Origin of the sequence: Solibacillus sp. FSL W7-1472 (assembly GCF_037969775.1) — a bacterium.
Lineage (GTDB): Bacteria > Bacillota > Bacilli > Bacillales_A > Planococcaceae > Solibacillus > Solibacillus silvestris.
Genome location: NZ_CP150208.1, coordinates 3,067,274 through 3,089,791, shown reverse-complemented (window position 1 = coordinate 3,089,791; position 22,518 = coordinate 3,067,274). Strand labels below are relative to the sequence as shown.

The following is a 22,518-nucleotide window of genomic DNA, read 5'->3' as shown; positions in this document are numbered from 1 at the left end:
ATTATTTCTCTCATCTCCTATTTTTTGGGGGCGATTACACTGGATGAGTGAAAGAAGGATTTACTCTCATTAAAGAGAATTAGTTTCTAATGGGAATTTTAATACCGATTAGGAGGATGAGTGGGAATGAATCAACATCAGTTTAGTAGCGAAAGCATGTTCATAACGGATTATTTGAAAGCACAAGTGGAACAAACACCTGAAGCAATTGCGGTGGCATTTAATAACGATGAAATCTCATATGAGGCTTTTTACAAAAAGGTTGAGCTTGTTGCAGCATTCGTACAAAGTAAAGGCATGAAAAAAGGAGATATCGTTGCCTCTATGCTGCTAAACTCCGATTTGTTTATGGCGGTGTATTATGGTGTTCAGCTTGCGGGATGTACATTACTTCCTATCAATACGAAGTTGGCACCAGATGAACTGACATATATTTTCAATCATTCAGAAGCAAAAGGATTAATCTATGATGAGCGTCTTGAAGGATCGTTGCAGCAGGTTGAATATGAATTTGAATGGACACAAACACGGACTGAACTGCAAGCAGAGGCTAGTGGCATGGAGCTTCAACCAGTTGAAAACAAAGCAAACGACACGGCATTGGTACTTTATACGTCTGGTACAACAGGGCGTCCCAAAGGTGTCATGCTAACCCACCGTAATGTCATCAGTGCTGTGCAGCAATGGTCGGGACGTATCGCCTATCAAAAGTCAGACCGTGTCTACATTTCAATTCCATTATTCCATTGTGCAGGCTTACATGTAATCGCCGTATCAACGATTTATTGTGGCGCGACATTAGTAATCGATGAAATGTTCATACCGGATCGTACTATTCCTACTATCCTTGAGAAAAAGATTACCGTGTTTTCTGGTGTTCCGACAATGTATGCATTATTACTAAGTAAATTTGATTTTGCGAATCAGGCATTTCCTAATGTAAGGAAAATGGTGTACGGTTCAGCACCAATGCCGCATGAAATTATTAAAAATCTTAAAGAATCCTTTCCCAAAGTGGAGTTCCATAATTTATACGGTCAAACCGAAAGTAGCCCTGGTGCAACGGAATTGCCAGATGAAGCAGTGCTCACTAAAGCAGGGTCAGTCGGTAAAGCCCTACCGAATACACAGCTGAAAATTGTGGATGCAAACGGTGTAGACCTGCCTGTTGGAGAAATCGGCGAGATTTGCATTAAAGGTGAGCAAATTATGAAGGGTTATTTAAAAAATGATGAGGAAACGATGCAAGTAATTAAAAATGGCTGGCTTTATTCAGGTGATTTAGGCCGGCTCGATGAAGATGGTTACTTATATATTGTAGATCGTAAGAAAGATCTAATTATCCGGGGCGGGGAAAACATTTATCCGATTGAGGTCGAGAATGTTTTGTATCAAATCCCGCAAGTAATCGATGCGGCTGTTATTGGCATACCAGATCCGATTTATGGTGAAATTCCTAAAGCCATTGTTGTCCTAGCAGAAGAAGGCGCGATTAAAGAGCAGGAAATTATTGACCATGCACGGAGTAAATTAGCGAAATATAAGGTTCCGCACATAGTGGAAATTGTAAAAGAGATGCCTCGTAATCCATCAGGGAAAATTTTGAAACATGTGCTAAGAGCAAAAGAAAAGGAGCACATTATTTAAGGCGTTAATATAATTTCGATATGGGGAAACAGAAATGAGAAACTAGGCAATCATTGAGTTTCTCATTTTTTTTATGAAGACCATTATAATAAAGTAAGTTTAAGGTCGTATCTTGATAAGAAAGAAAGAAAGAAAGAAGGTTTTAGAAATGAATTTATTAATTGTAGGCGGAACAGGTCGAGTTGGAAGTCATTTAGTTATGAATGCGCTTCAGGATGGCCATCATGTGACAGCTCTCGTTCGGACACCGGACAAAATTGAAAATCATCATGAAAATTTAACAGTTATTCAAGGAAATGTGCTGAAGAAAGAAGATGTTGAGCGGGCGATGCATGGAGTGGATGTAGTGTTAAGTGCACTGAATACAGATGGGGGAACGACTTTAACCGAGAGTATGCCGCTAGTTATTGATGCAATGAAAAAGGAAGGCATCAAACGTATTATCACAATCGGTACTGCCGGCATCCTGCAAAGTCGGGTCAGCCCGGAACTGCTGCGTTATCAGTCAAGTGAATCAAAAAGAAAGTTAACCCGAGCTGCAGAAGAACACCATAAAGCGTATGAATTGTTGCAACAGTCCGGCCTTGATTGGACAATTGTCTGCCCTACCTATTTGCCAGATGGAGAAAAGCTCGGGAAATACCGTACAGAACGCAATTTTCTACCGGTAGACGGCAGCCAAATTTCAGTTCCGGATACAGCGGATTTTGCCTACAGCTTACTGCAAAGCAGCGATTATATAAAAGCGCGTGTGGGGATCGCTTATTAATTGCTCCCTAACTTTGCCGAAATCATTTTGAAAACCCCGATGCCTGTAAGCTTCAGTGTGATTTTTTCATTATGTGATAGATGCTTCTCAACGAAAACGGACAGGTTATCGATTTTGATTTCCTTATAATTATGCACATCTTTCGGCTTACCTAAGTGGGTCATTAATTCCTGGACAGGCGGGGCGCAGCAGGCGTTCACCGAAATGGTTTTTACGGAAACCGGCTTGCCTTTTGACTGTATCCATTTTTTCGTATTTGTATCGAGTTCGATTTGCATGAAAGGTTCCTCGCTTTCGTAGAGCGTGTGGTTGGAAGAAGTTCTAATATCACCGCTCAATGTTCTAATAAACTAAAAAATGTGCTAATAAAAGTATGATTTTCTAATATATATGTACGAACTTCTAATAAGTGTACCCGATGTTCAAATATGTCCTGCGGAAGTTCTAATAAGGCACGGAAATGTTCTAATATAACGGAAAATCTTCTAATATCCTTCTTGCTTCTACCATATCATAAATCACAAATGATAAAAGAAACAAAAAAACGAACGATTCTGATTCTCCACGAAAGGAGCCTACAAAATCGTTCGTTTTGCGTCTTTCCCAATAATCAAGACGACAAAATATTTTCTGCTAAAACCCGTTGAACCGCATAAATATTTGTAGCTTTGTTAAACTTCTTCTGAATAGGGATGCTGTTACCGGAAATCCAGATTTTTAATTCTGCATCCAAATCGAACGTTCCGGCCGTTTCGATTGAAAAGTTTGTAATGCTTTTGTAGGGAATAGACAAATACTCAGTTTTCTTACCAGTCATCCCCTGTTTATCAACGAGAATCAATCGTTTGTTTGTAAAGATAAACGTATCTCGGATGACTTTATAAGCATGTTTGACCACTTCATTACTCGTGATGATTTCTTCCATTTCCTTTTGAACGTCTTCTGCCTTCAACTCACTGGCATTCCCCATTAAACCGTCAAAAATACCCAATATGTTTCACCCCAACCATTTTGTTTTCTAATCTCTGCTATTTTTTACATTGTTTCTAAAGATATACTTGCAACCGAATAAAATCATTCCAAGACAGTAAAACTTTTTGACTGGTGAAAGAAGAGCCGCTACTTTTCTATTAAAAAAATATAGTAATTTTCCGTCGAAATGCGTAAAAATATTAGAATTGGGTATTAAAGCTTTATAACAAAGTTAAGGAGGGATTCTAAATGAATCATGTTAAGGCCTTGGTTATTAAATTTGTGATGATTGCGGCGGTTTTAGGTATTATTCTTGCAGGGATTTTTGATTTCGCATTTAGCGACACGTTAGTAATCAGTTTAGTGTTAACACTTTTAGCTTATGTTGTAGGGGACTTAGGAATTTTCCAAAATACGGGTGCTCGTACAGAGCAGGATAAAAGAAATATTATCGCCACATTGTCCGATGTCCTGTTAGCAGCTATTGTTATTTACTTTATGGGACTAAGCTTTGCTGAAAATAGTGAAAGTATTGTAGCAGCTGCCGTTGTTTCAGCAGTAGTCATCGGTTTAGGGGAATGGTTCTTCCATAAATACATTGATAAACAAGTATTTGAAGCGGCAGATGCCCCAAGAAATACGCAAAGAGACTATTAATATAGTTTTTAATATACGAAAAGAAGAAATTAGGCGCTTTCTTTTAATAGGAGCGCCTTTTTTGCGTTGGAAAGATTGTTTTTATCGCAGTTGCATTATATGGTAAAGCTTATAACATACAAGACATTTTAAGAGAAAGAAGAGGATAAAAAAATGACATTACAACAATTAAAATATGTAATAGAAGTAGCAAGGAGTCAATCAATCAATAAAGCGGCACAAAGTCTGTTTATTAGTCAGCCGAGTCTGTCCAATGCACTAAAAGAGTTGGAGGAAGAACTCGGAATTACAATTTTTCTGCGTTCGAACAAGGGGATTATCATTACAGCTGAAGGCTCGGAGTTTTTAGGATACGCCCGGCAAGTTGTTGAGCAGGCGGAACTTTTAGAAAGTCGCTATACGAATACAACGTCTCCGCAAAAGTTTTTTGGTGTATCTGCCCAGCATTATGCATTTGCGGTAAGTGCATTTGTCCGCTTATTAAAAGACTATGATATCGAAAAATACGAGTTCAGTTTACGAGAAACCAAAACCTATGAAATTATTGAGGATGTCAAAAACTTACGGAGCGAAATCGGCATTTTATATGTCAATGAATTCAATAAAAAAGTAATCAGCAAGTTTTTAGGAGAAGGCAATTTACAGTTTCATGAGCTATTTACAGCAAAGCCGCACATATTTATTAGCTCGGCAAACCCGCTATCCAAAAAGGAGTATGTCACATTATCGGATCTGGACCCTTATCCGTACCTTTCCTATGAGCAGGGGGATTATAATTCGTTCTATTTTTCGGAGGAGATTTTAAGCACGCTTTCCAGACCGAAAAATATAAAGGTTACCGATCGTGCCACATTATTTAACTTACTGATCGGGTTAAATGGCTATACGATTTCCACAGGGGTGATCAGTCATAAATTAAACAGTAAGGACATTATAGCGGTTCCTTTAAAGGTGGACGAACAAATTCATGTTGGGTATATAACTCATAAAAATGTTACAAATAGTACAATGGCGAATACGTATATACAGTATTTAAAAGAATCTGTTGAACAAGAAATCGTTCAGTTATAGTTTAAGACTATAACAAGGAATAGGATTTAGGTGTTACGTAATAACAATTTTCCCATGCTACACTAGCTTTACGTTAAGAAAACCAAAGGGAAAGTGGGAGATTGTATATGACGAAAACATTAATAAAGGCACCATTTAGAGCGGATCATGTTGGGAGTTTATTAAGACCGGAGCGAATCCACAAAGCAAGAAAGGATTTCAACGGAGGCAATATTTCGGAACAGGAATTACATGCCATCGAAACAGAGGAAATTAAGAAAATTGTTGATAAGCAAATTGAAGTAGGCCTTCAAGCAGTAACGGACGGAGAATTTCGCCGCAGATTTTGGCATACAGATTTCCTTGAACATTTAAATGGAGTCGAGGGGTATGTTCCAGATTCAGGCTTCTCATTCAAAGGCGAAGAAACTGAAAGATATGATGTGCGGGTAATCGGTAAAATTTCGTTTAACCCAGATCATCCACATATTAAAGATTTTATCGAATTTAAAGAAATAGTTGGAGACCGAGCTGTTGCCAAACAAACCATTCCAAGCCCAAACCAGTTATTTAATGCGGGTATTCGCAATTTGGATATTTATCCGGATATTGAAGAATACTCAAAGGATATTATCAGCACATACCGTGATGCCATCAAAGCCTTTTATGATGCAGGCTGCCGTTATCTACAGCTCGATGATGTGTACATTGCCGGATTGAATGCTCCGGAAATTCCATTCAATGATAGCGGGTATTCCCGTGAAGAGTTAATCGATTTAGCTCTTCGTGTTGCAAATGGAGTATTAGAGGATAAGCCGGAAGATTTAATCATCACGACTCATCTTTGCCGTGGCAACTACCGCTCAAAGTGGGCGTTCGAGGGAAGCTATGCTAAAATTGCGCCAACATTGTTTGCAAAAGAAAAAGTAAACGGATTTTTCCTGGAATATGATGATGATCGTTCGGGTGATTTCGGACCGTTGAATTACATTCCGAATGGTGGACCACAAGTAGTACTTGGCGTATTCACTTCCAAACATGGTGAATTAGAAGTGAAGGAAAATATTAAAGCTCGTATTGAAGAGGCAACAAAATATGTGCCATTGGAGCAATTATGTATAAGTCCACAATGTGGATTCGCTTCAACTCATCATGGAAATATCCTGACTGAGGATGAACAATGGGCGAAACTGAAGTATATTGTCGATATTTCAAAAGAGATTTGGGGATAATTTGAATACAGTTGGCGCCGTGAGAAGGTGCCGGCTGTTTCTACAAAAAGAGAACACGAAAATCATTTCGTGTTCTCTTTTGCAAATTATTTTCTTGTTTCAGTAGTTTCCCACATATCCTTCAGCCAAGCGTCAAATTGTGCACCTTTTTCGCCTTCGTATGTGTTGTAAATATCGATACGCATTTTTTCAAGTTTTACTTTGAAATCTTCATACGTGTGATCTGCTGGTAAGCTTTTCTTAATACGTTTGAAAATTTTGCGAAGGTCTTTGAACAATTCGCCTTTAGGTGCTTCCGATGTTTCCACTTGCTGACCCATTTTCTTTAATTGTTTCGCTGCTGCATCGCGCACTTTCGTTACCAGATCGGCTTTCGCTACATATTGCAAAATTTTGATCGATTCATCGGCTTTAATTTTCGCTAATTCCTGTACCGCATCTAAACGTGCTTCCCAATCTGCTGTACGGTTTACAGCTTTCTTTAATTCACTGAAATTTTCAGGTAATTGTTGTGTTGATTCTTGATTTTGTTGACTCATTATTTTGTCTCCTTTGTCATTGCCTTACTAGCAATGATCCGCTCCATCTATTATAGCATGAAAGTGAAGCAATTACTCGTCGCATTAGATGTACAGATTCGATTGCCGTGAGGATGTTCTAATAAAGCCCTACATTGTTCTAATATCCCAAAAAATCTTCTAATAAAAGTGAGATGTTCTAATATAAATCATATTTTTGCTAATAAGTGCTCCAACTATTCAAATAAACCACCTGAATGTTCTAATATCCGGTATAACTCTACTAATAAGTACCCGAACTTTTCTAATAAAACCGCCACTGCCTGCAAGTAATCTGAAAAACACAGCTTTCCCCTCAATAAATGCCCGACAACCTGAAATCTTCTAACAAACCCCGCCGAAGTTCTAATATCGAGCGCAACTCTTCTAATATCCGTCCCAAAAGTTCTAATTAAACCCGCATCACCTCCAAGCAACCTGAAAAACTCCACACCCATTCCAAAAAGGACAACCCCAAGCACGAAAATCCAAACCATTTCAGTTACACTTTTACTAAGCAATTTATAAAGGAGGAAATCACATGTTCCAAAACAAAACAGTCGTCATTACAGGTGCTTCGCAAGGTATCGGTCGTTCAGTCGCAACCCATTTCGCAAAGGCCGGTGCCAATGTGGTCATCGCGGATATTGAGCACGACTTAGGTGTCCAGCTGGCAGGGGAGCTTCAAACAGAAGGGTATTCCGCCATTTTTATAGAGACAGATGTGCGCAGTGAAGAGAATGTTCGCCAAACAATGGAGATGGCAGCAAGCCGTTTTGGCGGGCTTCATATTTTGATCAATAATGCGGGGAAAGCGAAATGGATTTCACCGCTGGAATTATCGCTCGAAGACTGGGATGACATCATCCAGACGAATTTGCGCAGCGTCTTTTTATGTTCACGTGAAGCGGCAAAACTTATGAAAAGCGGCGGGGCGATCATCAATCTTGCTTCAACCCGTGCAGTCATGTCCGAACCAAATTCTGAAGGCTATGCGGCATCAAAAGGCGGTATCCTTGCACTGACACATGCGTTGGCAAGTTCTTTCAGTGAGCTGAATATTACGGTAAACAGCATTTCGCCAGGATGGATTGAAACAGGAGATTACGATGCACTCAGACCTACCGACCACGCCCAGCATTTTTCAAACCGTGTCGGCAAACCCGATGATATTGCCCGTGCCTGTCTGTATTTAGCTAACCCGGAAAATGATTTTATTACAGGGACGGATCTGACAATCGATGGCGGGATGACGAAGAAAATGATTTATGAAGAATAATAGTAAGACAGTAAAATCACATGAAAGTGTCAATTTTCCATTTAGGGAAATTGGCACTTTTTTATGTATTTAACCCATTTTCCCGTCCGTATTAATTAAAAGTTCTAAATTTAATTATTGTTCAGAAAATAAAGATTGTTTTTGCTGTTACTCTGTTATAATATAAAGCTTATAAATAAACTAGGAATTAATAATGGAGGCAATTAGAATGAAGAAATTATTATCAATCGTTACATTATCGGCGCTCGTTTTAGCAGCATGTGGTGGCGACAAATCAGATGAAAATGCAAGCGAGGCAAAGAATAAATTAGAGGAAATCCAGGCAGATGGAAAAATTCAAATCGGTCTTGAAGGAACATTCCCTCCGTTCAGCTTCCATGATGAATCAGGTGCATTAACAGGCTTTGAATATGAGATTGCCGATCAAATCGCAAAAGACCTAGGTGTTGAAGCAGAATATGTTGAAACAAAATGGGATTCATTGATCGCAGGATTGGATACAGATAAATACGATTTTGTTATTAACAACGTATCGATTACAGATGAGCGTAAAGAAAAGTACGATTTCTCCATTCCATATATGAAATCGGAAGCGGTAGTAGCCGTGCACACAGATAATACAGAAATTAAAGAGCCGGCAGACATGAAAGGCAAAAAATCTTCACAAACAATTACAAGTAACTTTGCCCGCGATGCAGAAGCGCTTGGTGCAGAAGTTGTTGCAACAAATGATCTGATGAGTTCAATCGAGCTAGTAGTACAGGGACGTGCAGATGGAACAATCCATGACCGAGTGACATTCCTGACATACTTGCAGGAGCAGCCGGACACGAAGTTGAAAGTGCTGGACGGTGCGATCAATTCAACTGATATTGCATTAATCTTAAATAAAGAAAACGATGAGTTCCGTGAGAAGTTAAATGAAATTATTAAAGAACGTACAGAAGACGGTACATTCGAAGCAATTTCAGAAAAATATTTTGGTGAAAATGTTATTTCAAACAACTAATGGGAAGGTCGTTTCGACGGCCTCCTTTTTTACATGGCTTTCATTACAGAAAGGAGTGTTAGTGGATGAGTAGAGAAATGGATATTTTACTTAGCTCGATCTGGCCGATTTTAAAAGCAGGACTTCTTGTTACCATTCCGCTATCGCTCATTGCTTTTGCCATTGCATTAGTCATTGCAGTTGTGACGGCATTAGCAAGAATCTCGAATTACCGGGTTTTACGATGGATATTCGGTGCTTACGTATGGGTGTTTCGCGGAACACCATTATTAGTGCAATTATTTATAGTGTTCTTCGGTCTACCGAAACTGGGGATTACCCTTGATGCGTGGACAGCGGCAATTATTACATTCTCGCTGAATACGGGTGCATATGCTTCTGAATCGATCCGAGCTTCAATTTTGGCCATTCCAAAAGGGCAATGGGAGGCAGCAGAATCACTCGGTATGACGTATTGGCAGATGATGCGACGTGTCATTGCACCGCAAACTGTTCGTATTTCATTGCCGCCAGTAGCCAATGATTTTATTGATATGGTAAAAGGGACATCTTTAGTAGCCAGTATCACACTTGCGGATCTATTCATGGTCGGACAGCAAATTACAGCAAGGACGTATGAGCCGCTTATGATTTATTCGCTTTGTGCAGTTATATATTTAATCTTTATTAGTGTGTTAATGGTCATTCAAGGCCGACTGGAAAAATACGCATCAAAATATATATAAGTCGGGTAACGTGAAGCGCTAAAAGGGAGGGCTTATTATCGTACAATTTCAGCAGATGTCTAAGTTCTTTGGCGAGAACGAGGCATTGAAAAATATTAATTTAACATTTCATGAAGGCGAAACAACGGTTATTTTAGGTCCATCCGGTTCAGGGAAATCAACGCTGCTGCGCTGTATCAATCTGCTGGAGCGACCTGAAAAAGGCGTTCTGACAGTCGGGAACCAGACAGTTGAACTGAACAAGCCGATTTCTCAGAAGAACTTGCTTTCGATTCGTCAAAATACGGCGATGGTATTCCAAAGCTTCAATTTGTTCCCGCATATGAAAGTGCTTGAAAATGTGATGGAAGGGCCAGTTACCGTTTTGAAGCAGGACAAAGAAATTGCAAGACAAAAGGCACAGCAGTTATTGGAGAAGGTTGGCCTGAGTCATAAAACAGACCAGTATCCTTCGCAATTATCCGGCGGGCAGCAGCAGCGTGTTGCCATCGCAAGAGCATTGGCAATGGAGCCGCAGTTTTTACTGTTCGATGAACCGACAAGTGCACTGGACCCAGAACTAGAAGGAGAAGTGCTGAAGGTGCTGAAGGATTTGGCGGAGGAAGGCAAGTCGATGATTATCGTGACGCATAACCTGAATTTCGCGCGCGAAGTGGCAGACAGGATTCTATTTCTGGAAAACGGTGAAATCGGCTATGACGGCGTAACCGAAAACTTCTTTACAGCAAACAATAATGAACGGATTCAACAATTTATAAAATCGATGCAGTTTATCTAATCTAGGGGGATTTAACATGACAACAGAGAAAACAAATGTAGAGAGCTTTGATTTAGACCATACGAAAGTAGTGGCACCATACGTACGACTTGCCGGTACGAAAACAGGAGCAAAAGGCGACGTCGTAACAAAGTACGATATCCGATTCAAACAGCCGAACAAAGCGCATATGGAAATGCCGTCACTTCACTCATTAGAGCATTTAATGGCTGACCGTATCCGTAATCATAGTGAAGCCGTCGTAGATTTATCGCCAATGGGCTGTCAAACAGGCTTTTACTTGGCATTACTGAACTACAATGACTATGACGGCGTATTAACGATTATTGAAAATACGCTGAAGGATGTATTGAAGGCGGAATCGGTACCCGCATGTAATGAAGTACAATGCGGCTGGGCAGCAAGCCATAGCTTAGAAGGCGCAAAGGCATTGGCTGAGGAATTTTTAGCTGGCCGCGATGAGTGGCATATTGTTTTTGGGGAATAATTGATGAAGCAAGTCTTCTGTGAGGATAATCTCGCAGGAGACTTTTTTATTGGAGCAATTGTTTTAAAAGTTCCTGTGAATAGGTTATTAATAAACTAAAGTAACTAAAAGGAGAATTTGAATGAACAATACCTCAACGACTACATTAACAATGAAAAGAGAATTTAATGTAAAGCCTGAAAAAGTGTTTGACGCATGGTTGAATCCTGTAACGATGAAAAAATGGTTCTTTACATTGGAAGGGACGAACAAGGTTGCACAAAATGACCCAAAAGTAGGGGGCAATTGGGAAATTGTAGACCACCGGCAAGGAGTGGACTACCGGGCGATCGGGGACTACGTTGAAATCAATTCGCCTGAAAAAATCGTCTTCACTTTTAAAATGCCGCAATTCAGCGAACTGGAAGATACAATCACAGTGGAGCTGAAAGAGTTGGGACAAGGCAGTGAATGACGTTCACCCAACTGATCCATGTTGAAAATAAAGAGCAATGGACAGAAGCTGACATCGTAAAAGCTCTAGATGAAATGCGAGATGGCACAGAACATGGCTGGAACTTAATGTTCATGGGTCTGAAGGAATTAGTTGAGACCGGAAAAGTGAGCTATCAAGGTTAGGGCGTATAATGAAACACCGGGTGGGGGTCATGACCATCCGGTGATTGAATTTTCGGGGAAGATTTTCTAATAAAATGTTGAATTGTTCTACCAGATCTTTATACGGTAACTGAAGAAGTAGCCGCATCTTCGGAACAACAGCTCATCGCGAAATTTAAATATTAAACCAAAGGCATCGTCTAGTTAGGAGATGCCTCTAACTTATAGGGAGAAAAGTTCGCGGAAAAGGTTAAAATAGGCTAAATTGAAGTGGTGCAAATTTGAATTAAGAAGGGGAAGAGTCCGATGAAAAGCGCAAAACCATTTTTAATGTTTCAAGGCGGTGTTGCTGAAGAAGCGATGAACTTCTATACATCACTTATCGATGATGCGGAAATTACAAGCATTGTACGCTACGGGGCAAATGAAGGCGGAGACGAAGGAAAAGTCATGCAAGCCACTTTTTCGATAAAAGGTCAGGAATTTATGTGCATTGACAGTAATATTAAGCATGAATTTGACTTCACACCGTCATTCTCTATTTTTATTACGTGTGATACGGAAGAAGAAACCGACCATCTTTATGAAAAATTGCTTGAAGGCGGGCATCCGCTAATGCCAATCGATAATTACGGTTTCAGTAAGAAGTTCGGCTGGGTAAATGACCGTTACGGAGTATCTTGGCAGATTAATTTACCTTAATAAAATGTGCCGGGTGTCTGAATGGATACCCGGCGTTTCATTTTCTAATAAAGGTCTGAGTTGTTCTAATATATTTTAAAATCTTCTAATAAAAGTGAGATTTTCTAATATAATTGTACATTGTGCTAATAAGTCTTTAATATGTTCAAATATCGTCCACAGAAGTTCTAATAACCCCCTGCAATCTTCTAATATCCATCACAAACCAATCTGTTCTAATATCATGCGCAGAAGTTCTAATATCCCGCCAAGGAGTTCTAATATCGACACAAAAATTTCTAATAAAAACCTTCCATTCACCCGGCATTCTGATAAAGCATCCCGCCAAACGCCCGGTTTCTCACCATAATCCTCAGCAAGCCATAGCCTAAAAGCGCCCCCGCAAAAGAACTCATCATAAATGCCGGGACAAAACCGAACAGCGCCGCTTCCTGACCTAAAAATAAAATGGCGATCGGGTAAGTAGCCATCGCACCGAGCAACCCGGTCCCGATTACTTCACCTACTGCCGCAAACGCTAACTTCTTCGTTTTAGCAAACAGAAATGCAGCCAAAAAGGCACCGATCATACTCCCCGGATAAGCAAATATACTGCCTGTCCCCATTAAGTTTCTCAATGTCGATGTAAGGAATGCCTGTAATACCGCATACCATGGACCGAGCAACACCGCCGATACGACATTGGCAAAATGCTGAATCGGAAATATTTTGGCAAAACCTAAAGGGATGTACACAAAACTGCTGAGAATCGTTGTAAGTGCAGCGATAATGGCTGAATACGTAAGCTTCCTCGTTTTATTCATCTCTTCCATCCTTTACAATAAATTTTTGCAACAAAAAAACCACTTTCAACTAAAGAAAGTGGTATCGCAGCCTAAAACAAATAAAAAGGGATCGACACTACTTTCCTACGCTAGTATTACCTAGATCAGGTGCAAAGGGTTCTTCTCAGCCAAACAGGCGCCCCTAGTAGTTTTCATATTCAATTATAAGCAGATTACCTGCTTCCAATATTAGGTTAATTTCACAGTTATCATAACACGGCCGTTTCATTATGCAAATGCATTTTTGAAATTTGATTCCTTTGACCGAGAAAAACTACTGCTCATACCCACCGCCATAATTGCCGGGCTGGACTTGCTGCCATGGGTTTGGTGGACCGATGAACGTATTCGGCCGAACCGGTGCAACTGCCTGCGTCCATAAAGTTTCGTTCATCCCATATGTGTGGGCCATAATATTTGCTGGTGTCAGCTTGAGGAGGTCGGAACCTAAAATGACTTCAGGTGTCGGTGCGTTGAAAATGGCGAGCAGATGCGTGTTGTTTTGCGTGGCGACTTCGTAATGCCACCACCCTTGAGGAACGTTCGCCACCTGGCCGGGGGTAATCGGAAAATGCATTAGCTGTTTCGTAAACGGATTCAAAATCGAAACAACCGCACTTCCCGCAATACAATAAACAAGTTCCGCCGCATTTTGGTGGTAGTGCGGTTCAATGACATTATTGGCACTCAAATAAATATCAAGCAGCGATATATTATCCAGTGTATTTAACTGGTTGACGCCCATTACATTAATAAAATTATGCTGGTCTTTAACGAACAACGGGTTTTTATTAAGGTCGAATGTAAACTGGGGTTGCACTGATGTATAATCTTGATTCGGATTCAATAGTTCACCTCTTTTTTATTGTAGTTAAAATATGCAATAATTTACCAGTGTGTGCCTATTGTCGTTAGTAGCCATCCATCTAAAAATACACATACAACGCATTGATTAATGTGAAAATTAAAATAAACAGGGTAGCACCACATACAATAATTTCTGTAAAGTGCACGAACATGACTCTTTCATAACTTAACTCAGCTTTACGAAAACCAAAGAAATTCCCATGACTAATAATATAAATAAACGTACTCACGACCATTAAGGAAGACATTAAAAATGAAATTGTTGGCAAAGAAGTAACGTAGCGCGAGTTGCCTCCTGTTTCCATATAGAGCGGAATATCCAATCCCTTGCTTAACACAAAACTGACAATGACCATGATGTAGATAATAAGCGAAATATTAAACGGGTGTTTGCGGTAATCGATCAGATCAAGCAACTTTTTTGTCTTCCCCTTAAACTCCCAATCCTTATTGTCTTCTACTCTGTCACCTTTCAGCATGTAAATAATACCGGCTAATACAAGCCCTGAAAATAAATACCATTCCAACATCGTAAAAAACAGCGTCCAGCTATAAAACGGTGCGATCACAAGCGGGAGAATAACGAGTCCAAACAACCATTTATTAACTGGCTGATTAGCAGTAAGCCATTCGTTTAATGCATGCCGTTTATCTTTTGTATGTGCTTTTTCCGGTTCCCGGTAACTGAAGATTTGATTCATTACAAAAGTGCATCCTACCAGTACTAACCCGATTCCGAAAGTAAGATAAGAAGCTTTCGGATAAATCACGACCCCATCATAATTAAGGATGATCCAGTTCCCGCATAGGGCAGTGATCAATATCCCGGTAAGCATCAGATATGAAGATAAGTTTCTCATCCGTACACCTCCATTGTTCTATTCTACGTCGATTGGATGGAAATAGTTTCAAATAAAACAGGAGGTATGTAAATAGTTCTAATAACGACCGGCAATGTTCTAATAAAACCAAAAATGTTCTAATATAATTGCGATTTTCTAATATATCACTCAGTTGTTCTAATAACCATCCGACATCTTCAAATAAAGCACTCCGATGTTCTAATAACTCGTCGACATTTTCTAATAACCACCCCAACTATTCTAATAAAATCCAAAACAAAAAAGCGATTGCACTAATGGAACCGTCCCACTACTGTGCAGTCGCTTTCTTCATAATAAGCTGCAGTATTTCATTGGCACAAATCGCATCTGCATCGGCTGTATGATGGTTAAGAAGCGGGATGTTATACGTTTCGGCAATGACATTTAAATTATTTCTCGGACTGTCCAAATATTTGCGCGCAAGCAGTACCGTACAGGCTGCCGGATTCGTTGGACGAATGCCATTTCGGAAAAACTCCAGCGCGAGAAAGCTGTACCAGTCAAAACCGATATGATGACTGACGATCGGCAAATCACCTAAAAAAGCTTTAAACGCATGAATGACAGGGGAGATCGTTTGCTCATGTTTGACACGTTCATTAGTAATCCCGTGAATGTGCGAATTTTTGATTGGTTTTTCCGGATTCACAAACCGGTGAAAGAGGTCCACCGTTTCACCATGGCGAATTTTTAACGCAGCTATTTCCACGATTTTATCGCCCCTAGCAGCAGAGCCTCCCGTTGTTTCGATATCAACGACAACATATTCGGGTGCACGCTCCAACAGTTCCACCATTTCCGCAACCTTCAAGCGCGGGCTATACGTTGTAATAAACTTTCTTAAATACTGCGCGGCGAGCTTCGTATTGTAATAATGGCCATAGCGCGTCCGGGCAATATAGCCGTGCTGTTCCAGTTCATCAATTGCCACTGTCGGATAGCTTACGGCCAATGCTTCACGTTTGGCAAAGCTGACAATCGAGCACGTAATCATAATGCGGATATGCAGCCGTTCGATGTTCATAAACTTCACCTCTTGATTGGAACGTTTGTTCTATAATTGAACCATATATGAAGTAAATAATAAATAGAAAAACTGACCATAACCGGAAAATTCAGCAATGGTCAGCCTATCAATTACTCAGAAAACGGATTCGGCACTGGTTGCAGACGCTCTTGGACTTTCTTCGCAACGACCGTTTTTCCTTTTGAAGGAACGGTATTTGGTATTGAAGATCTTGCTTCGAGGTCTTCCCAGAAATCCGCGTTTTTAATGCCTAACACTAACGGGTTGAACGTTGGGTTAAGCCCCAAACGTTTTTGCGTATCGTAATCTTTCAGTGCGGTTAAAGCGGTTTTCGAAAGCAGCACAATCGTAATGACGTTCACCCAGCCGAGCAAACCTACTCCTAAATCAGTAATCGCCCAAATAAGGGTAGCCGAATTCACTGCACCGAAAATAACCATGCCTAGAAGACCGAGGCGGGCAGCATGTGTAATAATTTTCCCTGCTTTGCCGATATTCAGCGTTTCTTTAATGAAGGCAATGTTCGTATCCATTTTGTAGAAGTACGTAATTAACGTAGTAAAACAGAACAGGAATAATGAAATTGTCATAAAGTACTGACCGAATGCCGGAGAGATCAGTGTACTCATTGCCGACTGTGTATAAATTTCAGGGTTAGCACCTGGAATGTTCGATACGATGGCCTCGCCAGCACTTGGCGCAACATTGTACATACCTGTAATTAAAATCATAAAGGCTGTCGCTGTACAGATTAGAAACGTATCGATGTAAATAGAAAATGCCTGTACTAAACCTTGTTTGGCAGGGTGCGAAACACTCGTTGCACCGGATTCAAACGTTTCTGTACCTAACCCGGCAGCACTTGAGAATACACCCCGCTGTACACCCATTGCGATGGCTGTACCGACCAGACCTGCAAATGTAGCATTCAAGTTAAGCGCACTTGTCACAATCAATGAAAACATCGCCGGAATTTCAGAAATGTTAATAACTAATAATGCGATACAAATTGTCACGTATGCTAAAGCCATGAACGGAACCAAATATTCCGAAACAGTAGCGATTCGCTTTACACCACCGTAAATAATTACTGCCATTAATGTAGCAAGCAGTAAACCTGTTACAAGTGGGGGAACATTGAATGATTCCTGAACCGTTAAAGCAATCGTGTTCGCCTGTACTGTCGGCCATAAAATACCGATAACGATAATTAAAATCGTCGCTGAAATAATGGAAAACCATTTTAAATTCAAACCTTTGTAAATATAAAACGGTGTTCCGCCGCGGTATTCACCTTCGATTTTACTTTTGAAAATTTGAGAAAGGGTAATTTCAATAAATGAAGTGGCTGCACCTAAAAATCCCATAACCCACATCCAGAAAACTGCACCAGGACCACCAAGGCTGATGGCTGCTGCAACACCGACAATATTACCTGTACCGATACGACTGCCCAATGACATCGCCAATGCCTGGAAAGAAGAAATCCCTGCACTGTCATTATTTTTTTCAAACAGCAATGTGATCATATCTTTAAAGCGTCGCACTTGAACAAATCGTGTTCTCAACGTAAAAATGAGGCCCACCGCCAAAAATAAAAAGACTAACGCATTACTCCAAACATACTTATTCAAAAAATTAACGATTTCCAACATTCATGTACCACGTCCTTTTTATTTCGTTTTCTAAGTAAAACTGTAATGCATGTTTTTATGTATAGCTTTTTTCTGTTAACAGAAAAAAAGTATTATTACTGTAATTAACACAAACAAGCGCTTGTTAAACAAAATTTTTCAGTCTTGTATTAATTTTTATGGAATTCAAAGCTTCGGAATGTTTTAGTAGCGGGTATTTAACGGTGTTCTACATTAAAATAATTTAAATATTTACAGGAAAAAACGAAGAAGTTCCATAATCTATTGTGCAGTAATTCAATATTCCTATCGCTCTCTTTTCCAAGAATGTATTTCTGGCCAAATATTTACACAATGATAGCTTCTCTAGGGGTCAGTAATGAATTGATAAGACTACATAATAGAGGAGAGAAAGTTTATATTTATTCCTTTATTTGGATTTTGTTAAATCAATTTTCCTTATAAACTTTTCGAAAATGCCGAATATTACTTCTTTAAATCAGCACTAAACCGAAACTTAGGTCTTTCTATTGGAATGTTTGAATGTCTCTTGACGTTGTAAAATGTTAGGCCTATCATTGCTAATAGAATCAATTGATAATGATTATCATTATTGATTGTTGATTCTAATAAGAAATCAAGCTGTCTTTACATAACTGTAAATGAGAAAGGAAGTGTTGAAGTGAACTTTCAGGAGTTACGAGGGAAAGTTGCACTTGTGACAGGTGGAGCCCAAGGAATTGGCGCAAGCCTTGTCAAAAGCTTGGCTACATTAGGAGTAAAAGTTGCTGTAATCGATTATAACGAGGAAAAATTGAGAAGCCATGTGAATGGTTTAATAGAGCAGGGGCACGAGGTTTTCGCATTTCCTGCGGATGTGGGAGATAGTAACGCCATTGATGCGGTTGTCGAGAAAGTGGAAAACGAAATCGGACCAATCGAAATGCTCGTCAATGTAGCAGGCACATTGGCTACAGGACCGGTCGAATCATTCACTGACCGTGACTGGGCAAGAATCTTTTCAATTAATACGACAGGTGTGTTTTATGTTTCAAGAGCGGCAAGCCGTTATATGATTCAAAGAAAAGCAGGTTCGATTGTAACAGTCGGATCCAATGCCGCAAGTGTACCGAGAATTTCTATGGCGGCCTATGCAGCATCAAAGGCGGCAACGGTCATGTTTACAAAATGTCTCGGTTTAGAGCTGGCAGAGCATAATATACGCTGCAATATCGTTTCACCAGGGTCGACGGATACGGACATGCAGCGTTCGATGTGGTCCGATGATCATGGCGCTGAAGTAATGATTAAAGGAATGACTGAAACGTATAAAGTAGGGATTCCGCTGAAAAAGATTGCACAACCGGACAATATTGTGGACGCTATTCTGTTTTTCCTTTCCAATCAGTCAAGTCATATTACGATGAGCAATCTTGTCGTGGATGGCGGCGCGACATTGGGAGCGAGCTAAGTCTGTCTTTTGAATTCAGAGTAGTGAAACGAAAAGGAGCGGTAATATGGTAAGCAAACAAAAAGTAGTAATCGAACATGAACTTTTAGATGAGTATGAAGTTGGTGACTTTTTCATTGAAACACCAAAAAGAACGATATTAGGCAAAGGTGTATACATGCATGTGCCAACGGGTGAACCACATCAAAACCAGATGGAAGGATTGTCCGATAGGGTGGCGAGCGCGCTGAAGAAGGCTAAAGAACAAGGACATCCACGATTAGTCGTAACGGGCGCAGTACCATTTGATTACTATAAAAAAGCATGTTTACTTGTTCCGGAATCTATCCAAATCGCACCATCATTGCAGCAGGAGGAAAGGGCAGTGTCCGGTTCAGCATCAGTTACTGTCAATCGGCTCGTATCCAATCCAACACCAGAGCACTATAAGCTAGGTGTCATGCAAGGGATTGAAAGAATAAGAAGCGGCGAACTCGATAAAATTGTGCTGTCACGTTCACTGGAAGTAAGTCTCAATGAGCCGATCGACCTTCCGCAGCTGTTACGTAATCTTGCGTATCAAAACAAACATGGATATACGTTTGCAGCACCGATTGAATACGGAAATCAAAAGGCTTCGCTCATCGGGGCTAGTCCGGAGCTGCTTGTTTCAAGACAAGGGATGTACGCCATCGCGAATCCATTGGCAGGTTCAAGACCTAGAAGTAAAGATCCGGTAGAGAACCAAAGACGTGAAGAGGAACTGCTTTCTTCTCCAAAGGATTTACATGAGCATGCGGTCGTAGTGGAAGCAGTCGTCAAGGGATTGCGTCCATTACTAAAAACGATCGAAGTCCCGGAAAAACCGTCAGTCGTGTATACGGAAACGATGATGCATCTTTCGACTGTCATTAAAGGAGAGCTCCTGAAAGCGGATATCTCATCGTTGGATTTAGCCATTGCCCTGCAGCCTACACCAGCTGTTTGTGGCGCACCAACGGAAAAGGCAAGACAGGCAATCACAGAAATTGAACCGTTTGACCGAGGCTTCTTTACAGGCACGATCGGTTGGTGTGATGCTGAAGGCGACGGGGAATGGGTTGTGACGATTCGCTGCGCAGAGGCAAATGGCGATTCATTACGATTATTTGCGGGAGCAGGCGTTGTGAGCGAATCGAAGCCTGAAGAAGAATTGGCTGAGACGGGTGCGAAATTCCAGACAATGCTTCGCGCAATGGGCATCGATACAGAGCAGCTGAAGGATATTTAACGACTATTTATATGAATTACAACAGGGTTCACCAACAAAGAAAAAGGAGTGATTTAGATGGCTATTCCAGCGATCTCATCATATAAAATGCCGAAAGAAAGCAATCTTCCAAAAAATAAAGTAGGTTGGAAAGTCGATCCGAACAAGTCTGTCCTACTCATTCATGATATGCAGCAATATTTTATCGATTATTATGAGAAGGATTCGTCATTAGTTCGTGAAATGATTGCCAATATAAAAGCAATCAGAAAACAATGCGATGAACTTGGCATTCCAGTTGTCTATACGGCACAATCGGGAAATCAAAAACCAGAGGATCGCGCATTACTGACTGACTTTTGGGGAACAGGACTAAAAGACGATCCGAATATTACAAAAGTGATCGATGAATTGGCGCCAGGCAAGGCCAATATCGTATTGAAAAAATGGCGCTATAGTGCATTTAAAAAATCTAATTTTCTGGAAATGATGAACGAACAAGACCGAGATCAGTTAATCATTTGCGGGGTTTACGCCCATATCGGTTGCCTTATGACTGCTGGAGAAGCTTTCATGTCGGACATTAAGCCTTTTTTCATTGCCGATGCGGTAGCTGATTTTACACAATCTGAGCATGAAATGGCGATCAACTATGTAGCAGGTCGCTGTGGGGCAGTTTATTCTACAGCACAAATTATGGACCAGCTAAAGCGTGAGGCATCTGCAGAAGCAGAGCTCGTATAAGAATAAACAGGTGGTGAAAGTTTTCACCGCCTGTTATTGCATTTAAATGGAAGCAAGTTTTTTTGAAGAATAAACAGGGAATTGGTTACCGACAATGTTTTTAGACAAAAGGAGATGAAGTAGATGACAAATTCGGTGCCAAAGGAAGAAGGAATTGACCACAGCCTGAATCTTCTGAGAGAAGGCTATTTGTATATTTTAAATAGAAGACAAAGCTTTCATTCCGATCTGTTCGAAACACGATTGCTTGGAAAAAAGGCGGTCTGTATGGGCGGAAAGGAAGCGGCTGATCTTTTTTACGATAACAGTAAGTTTAAAAGGGCAGGCGTTGCACCAAACCGTGTTGCCGAAACATTATTCGGCAAAAAGGGTGTTCAGACACTGGATGGAGATGCCCATAAGCATCGGAAAAAGATGTTTATGTCCATAATGTCCCAGGACCGACTTAAAAAACTGAATGAAATTGCCGCGAAGCAGTGGGACACGGCTTTAACCAAATGGCAGGAGATGGACGACGTTGTTCTTTACGAGGAAGCGCTGGAAATTATGTGCCGTACTGCCTGTGAGTGGGCGGGGGTACCGGTGGAAGACAAGGACATGAAAAAGCTCGCCGACGATTTTAGAGCGATGTTTGAATCGGCGACGGCAATCGGACCATCGCACTGGGCTGGCAGACATGCACGAAACCGGGTGGAAAAGTGGATGGGGAACCTCATCGACCAAGTGCGCGAGGGGAAACTGAATCCCGAAGAAGGTACAGCACTGTATACGTTTTCATGGCATCGTGATTTGGAAGGGAATCTTCTTGATCAGGAGGTCGCTTCTGTAGAAGTAATCAATATATTAAGGCCGATTGTAGCGATTGCGGTCTATATTACTTTTTCAGCATTGGCTGCCCATCATTATCCGGAAGAGCGGAAGAAACTTCAATCCGGCAACGAAAAAAATACACAGATGTTTGTGCAGGAGGTGCGCCGTTTTTATCCATTCTTCCCTTTTGCCGCTGCGGAAGTAAAAACAGATTTTACATGGAAGGATTATACGTTTGAAAAGGGTACATTAACTTTATTGGATTTATACGGAACGAATCATGATACGAATATTTGGGGGAATCCCGAAGTGTTTCAGCCGAGCCGTTTTGAAAACTGGGATGGCAGTCCGTTCAGCTTTATTCCGCAAGGTGGCGGCGATTACTATTTAGGCCATCGCTGTGCGGGGGAATGGGTGACGATTGAGATGATGAAAGTGAGTCTGGATTTCCTAGTTAACCAAATGACATACGATGTTCCGGAACAGGATTTAAGCTACAGCAAAGTAAGTATTCCAAGCTTGCCTAAAAGCAAAGTAGTAATTAATAATGTTCAGCGAGTATAAGATG

The 22,518-nt window shown here is 40.6% G+C and carries 24 protein-coding genes, 1 pseudogene and 1 riboswitch; of the genes and pseudogenes, 16 read left to right on the top strand and 9 right to left on the bottom strand.

Features of this window, described 5'->3' with window-relative positions:
- Nucleotides 1-126 precede the first annotated feature (126 nt).
- Both MKY07_RS15420 and MKY07_RS15415 read left to right on the top strand, forming a co-directional pair.
- Complete coding sequence (locus MKY07_RS15420) at nucleotides 127-1,647, top strand: class I adenylate-forming enzyme family protein (RefSeq protein WP_082990869.1); 1,521 nt, start codon at nucleotides 127-129, stop codon at nucleotides 1,645-1,647.
- Between the two features lie 148 nt (nucleotides 1,648-1,795).
- On the top strand, nucleotides 1,796-2,416 hold the full coding sequence (locus tag MKY07_RS15415) for an SDR family oxidoreductase (protein WP_339262961.1): 621 nt from the start codon (nucleotides 1,796-1,798) through the stop codon (nucleotides 2,414-2,416).
- On the opposite strand, the gene MKY07_RS15410 is transcribed toward MKY07_RS15415, so the two are convergent.
- Together MKY07_RS15410 and MKY07_RS15405 are read right to left on the bottom strand one after the other, a co-directional pair.
- On the bottom strand, nucleotides 2,413-2,694 hold the full coding sequence (locus tag MKY07_RS15410) for a CC/Se motif family (seleno)protein (RefSeq protein ID WP_065216858.1): 282 nt from the start codon (nucleotides 2,692-2,694) through the stop codon (nucleotides 2,413-2,415). The two genes, MKY07_RS15415 and MKY07_RS15410, sit on opposite strands and share 4 nt — an antisense overlap.
- Nucleotides 2,695-3,026: 332 nt before the next feature.
- Nucleotides 3,027-3,407, bottom strand: a complete 381-nt coding sequence (locus tag MKY07_RS15405; protein WP_008405260.1) for a PH domain-containing protein — start codon at nucleotides 3,405-3,407, stop codon at nucleotides 3,027-3,029.
- 230 nt (nucleotides 3,408-3,637) lie between these two features.
- Between MKY07_RS15405 and MKY07_RS15400 the strand changes: the two genes are divergently transcribed.
- From MKY07_RS15400 to MKY07_RS15390, 3 genes are all read left to right on the top strand, one after another.
- Nucleotides 3,638-4,045 carry a DUF2512 family protein gene (locus MKY07_RS15400; RefSeq protein ID WP_065216859.1) on the top strand — a complete coding sequence of 136 codons (408 nt, stop codon included), beginning with the start codon at nucleotides 3,638-3,640 and terminating at the stop codon, nucleotides 4,043-4,045.
- A gap of 153 nt (nucleotides 4,046-4,198) precedes the next feature.
- Entirely contained in the window at nucleotides 4,199-5,116 is a 918-nt protein-coding gene (locus MKY07_RS15395; protein WP_014822937.1) for a LysR family transcriptional regulator, read from the top strand.
- A 107-nt stretch (nucleotides 5,117-5,223) separates the two neighbouring features.
- Nucleotides 5,224-6,327 carry a 5-methyltetrahydropteroyltriglutamate--homocysteine S-methyltransferase gene (locus MKY07_RS15390; RefSeq protein WP_008405253.1) on the top strand — a complete coding sequence of 368 codons (1,104 nt, stop codon included), beginning with the start codon at nucleotides 5,224-5,226 and terminating at the stop codon, nucleotides 6,325-6,327.
- A gap of 86 nt (nucleotides 6,328-6,413) precedes the next feature.
- Here the strand turns inward: MKY07_RS15390 and MKY07_RS15385 are convergent, their stop codons facing one another.
- Both MKY07_RS15385 and MKY07_RS15380 read right to left on the bottom strand, forming a co-directional pair.
- On the bottom strand, nucleotides 6,414-6,866 hold the full coding sequence (locus tag MKY07_RS15385; protein ID WP_339262955.1) for a HEAT repeat domain-containing protein: 453 nt from the start codon (nucleotides 6,864-6,866) through the stop codon (nucleotides 6,414-6,416).
- 215 nt (nucleotides 6,867-7,081) lie between these two features.
- On the bottom strand, nucleotides 7,082-7,381 hold the full coding sequence (locus MKY07_RS15380; RefSeq protein ID WP_339262953.1) for a hypothetical protein: 300 nt from the start codon (nucleotides 7,379-7,381) through the stop codon (nucleotides 7,082-7,084).
- A gap of 44 nt (nucleotides 7,382-7,425) precedes the next feature.
- Between MKY07_RS15380 and MKY07_RS15375 the strand changes: the two genes are divergently transcribed.
- The 7 genes and pseudogenes from MKY07_RS15375 to MKY07_RS15345 all read left to right on the top strand — a co-directional run bounded on the left by MKY07_RS15375 (nucleotide 7,426) and on the right by MKY07_RS15345 (nucleotide 12,461).
- Nucleotides 7,426-8,163, top strand: coding sequence for an SDR family oxidoreductase (locus MKY07_RS15375; protein ID WP_339262951.1), 738 nt, complete (start codon nucleotides 7,426-7,428; stop codon nucleotides 8,161-8,163).
- Nucleotides 8,164-8,371: 208 nt separating this feature from the next.
- On the top strand, nucleotides 8,372-9,172 hold the full coding sequence (locus MKY07_RS15370) for a transporter substrate-binding domain-containing protein (RefSeq protein WP_008405246.1): 801 nt from the start codon (nucleotides 8,372-8,374) through the stop codon (nucleotides 9,170-9,172).
- A gap of 65 nt (nucleotides 9,173-9,237) precedes the next feature.
- On the top strand, nucleotides 9,238-9,897 hold the full coding sequence (locus MKY07_RS15365) for an amino acid ABC transporter permease (RefSeq protein WP_061550148.1): 660 nt from the start codon (nucleotides 9,238-9,240) through the stop codon (nucleotides 9,895-9,897).
- A 37-nt stretch (nucleotides 9,898-9,934) separates the two neighbouring features.
- Nucleotides 9,935-10,675, top strand: coding sequence for an amino acid ABC transporter ATP-binding protein (locus tag MKY07_RS15360; RefSeq protein ID WP_082990870.1), 741 nt, complete (start codon nucleotides 9,935-9,937; stop codon nucleotides 10,673-10,675).
- Nucleotides 10,676-10,691: 16 nt separating this feature from the next.
- Nucleotides 10,692-11,162 carry an S-ribosylhomocysteine lyase gene (locus tag MKY07_RS15355; protein ID WP_339262947.1) on the top strand — a complete coding sequence of 157 codons (471 nt, stop codon included), beginning with the start codon at nucleotides 10,692-10,694 and terminating at the stop codon, nucleotides 11,160-11,162.
- A 121-nt stretch (nucleotides 11,163-11,283) separates the two neighbouring features.
- Nucleotides 11,284-11,780: pseudogene (locus MKY07_RS15350) on the top strand (SRPBCC domain-containing protein).
- A 285-nt stretch (nucleotides 11,781-12,065) separates the two neighbouring features.
- Nucleotides 12,066-12,461: a VOC family protein gene (locus tag MKY07_RS15345; RefSeq protein WP_065216864.1), complete on the top strand. Its 396-nt coding sequence runs from the start codon at nucleotides 12,066-12,068 to the stop codon at nucleotides 12,459-12,461.
- A gap of 296 nt (nucleotides 12,462-12,757) precedes the next feature.
- Here the strand turns inward: MKY07_RS15345 and thiW are convergent, their stop codons facing one another.
- The 5 genes from thiW to MKY07_RS15320 all read right to left on the bottom strand — a co-directional run bounded on the left by thiW (nucleotide 12,758) and on the right by MKY07_RS15320 (nucleotide 17,718).
- Nucleotides 12,758-13,264 (bottom strand): energy coupling factor transporter S component ThiW, encoded by a 507-nt coding sequence (gene thiW / locus MKY07_RS15340; protein ID WP_014822946.1) that lies wholly within the window; start codon nucleotides 13,262-13,264, stop codon nucleotides 12,758-12,760.
- A gap of 85 nt (nucleotides 13,265-13,349) precedes the next feature.
- A riboswitch (TPP riboswitch) is annotated at nucleotides 13,350-13,439 on the bottom strand.
- Between the two features lie 120 nt (nucleotides 13,440-13,559).
- On the bottom strand, nucleotides 13,560-14,132 hold the full coding sequence (locus tag MKY07_RS15335; RefSeq protein WP_014822947.1) for a cupin domain-containing protein: 573 nt from the start codon (nucleotides 14,130-14,132) through the stop codon (nucleotides 13,560-13,562).
- Between the two features lie 79 nt (nucleotides 14,133-14,211).
- Nucleotides 14,212-15,012, bottom strand: coding sequence for a nucleotidyltransferase (locus MKY07_RS15330; RefSeq protein WP_339262944.1), 801 nt, complete (start codon nucleotides 15,010-15,012; stop codon nucleotides 14,212-14,214).
- A gap of 292 nt (nucleotides 15,013-15,304) precedes the next feature.
- Entirely contained in the window at nucleotides 15,305-16,060 is a 756-nt protein-coding gene (locus tag MKY07_RS15325) for a 3'-5' exonuclease (RefSeq protein WP_339262942.1), read from the bottom strand.
- 113 nt (nucleotides 16,061-16,173) lie between these two features.
- Entirely contained in the window at nucleotides 16,174-17,718 is a 1,545-nt protein-coding gene (locus MKY07_RS15320; RefSeq protein ID WP_339262940.1) for an alanine/glycine:cation symporter family protein, read from the bottom strand.
- Between the two features lie 661 nt (nucleotides 17,719-18,379).
- Between MKY07_RS15320 and MKY07_RS15315 the strand changes: the two genes are divergently transcribed.
- The 4 genes from MKY07_RS15315 (at nucleotide 18,380) to MKY07_RS15300 (ending at nucleotide 22,514) form a co-directional block, all read left to right on the top strand.
- A complete protein-coding gene (locus MKY07_RS15315) occupies nucleotides 18,380-19,168 on the top strand; it encodes a 2,3-dihydro-2,3-dihydroxybenzoate dehydrogenase (RefSeq protein WP_014822951.1) in 789 nt (262 codons plus the stop codon).
- Between the two features lie 46 nt (nucleotides 19,169-19,214).
- Nucleotides 19,215-20,417 (top strand): isochorismate synthase DhbC, encoded by a 1,203-nt coding sequence (gene dhbC, locus MKY07_RS15310; RefSeq protein WP_014822952.1) that lies wholly within the window; start codon nucleotides 19,215-19,217, stop codon nucleotides 20,415-20,417.
- Nucleotides 20,418-20,474: 57 nt separating this feature from the next.
- The gene (locus tag MKY07_RS15305) at nucleotides 20,475-21,140 is read left to right on the top strand and encodes an isochorismatase family protein (RefSeq protein WP_339262936.1); all 666 of its coding nucleotides are present in this window, start codon (nucleotides 20,475-20,477) and stop codon (nucleotides 21,138-21,140) included.
- 123 nt (nucleotides 21,141-21,263) lie between these two features.
- On the top strand, nucleotides 21,264-22,514 hold the full coding sequence (locus tag MKY07_RS15300) for a cytochrome P450 (RefSeq protein ID WP_339262934.1): 1,251 nt from the start codon (nucleotides 21,264-21,266) through the stop codon (nucleotides 22,512-22,514).
- Nucleotides 22,515-22,518 lie beyond the last annotated feature (4 nt).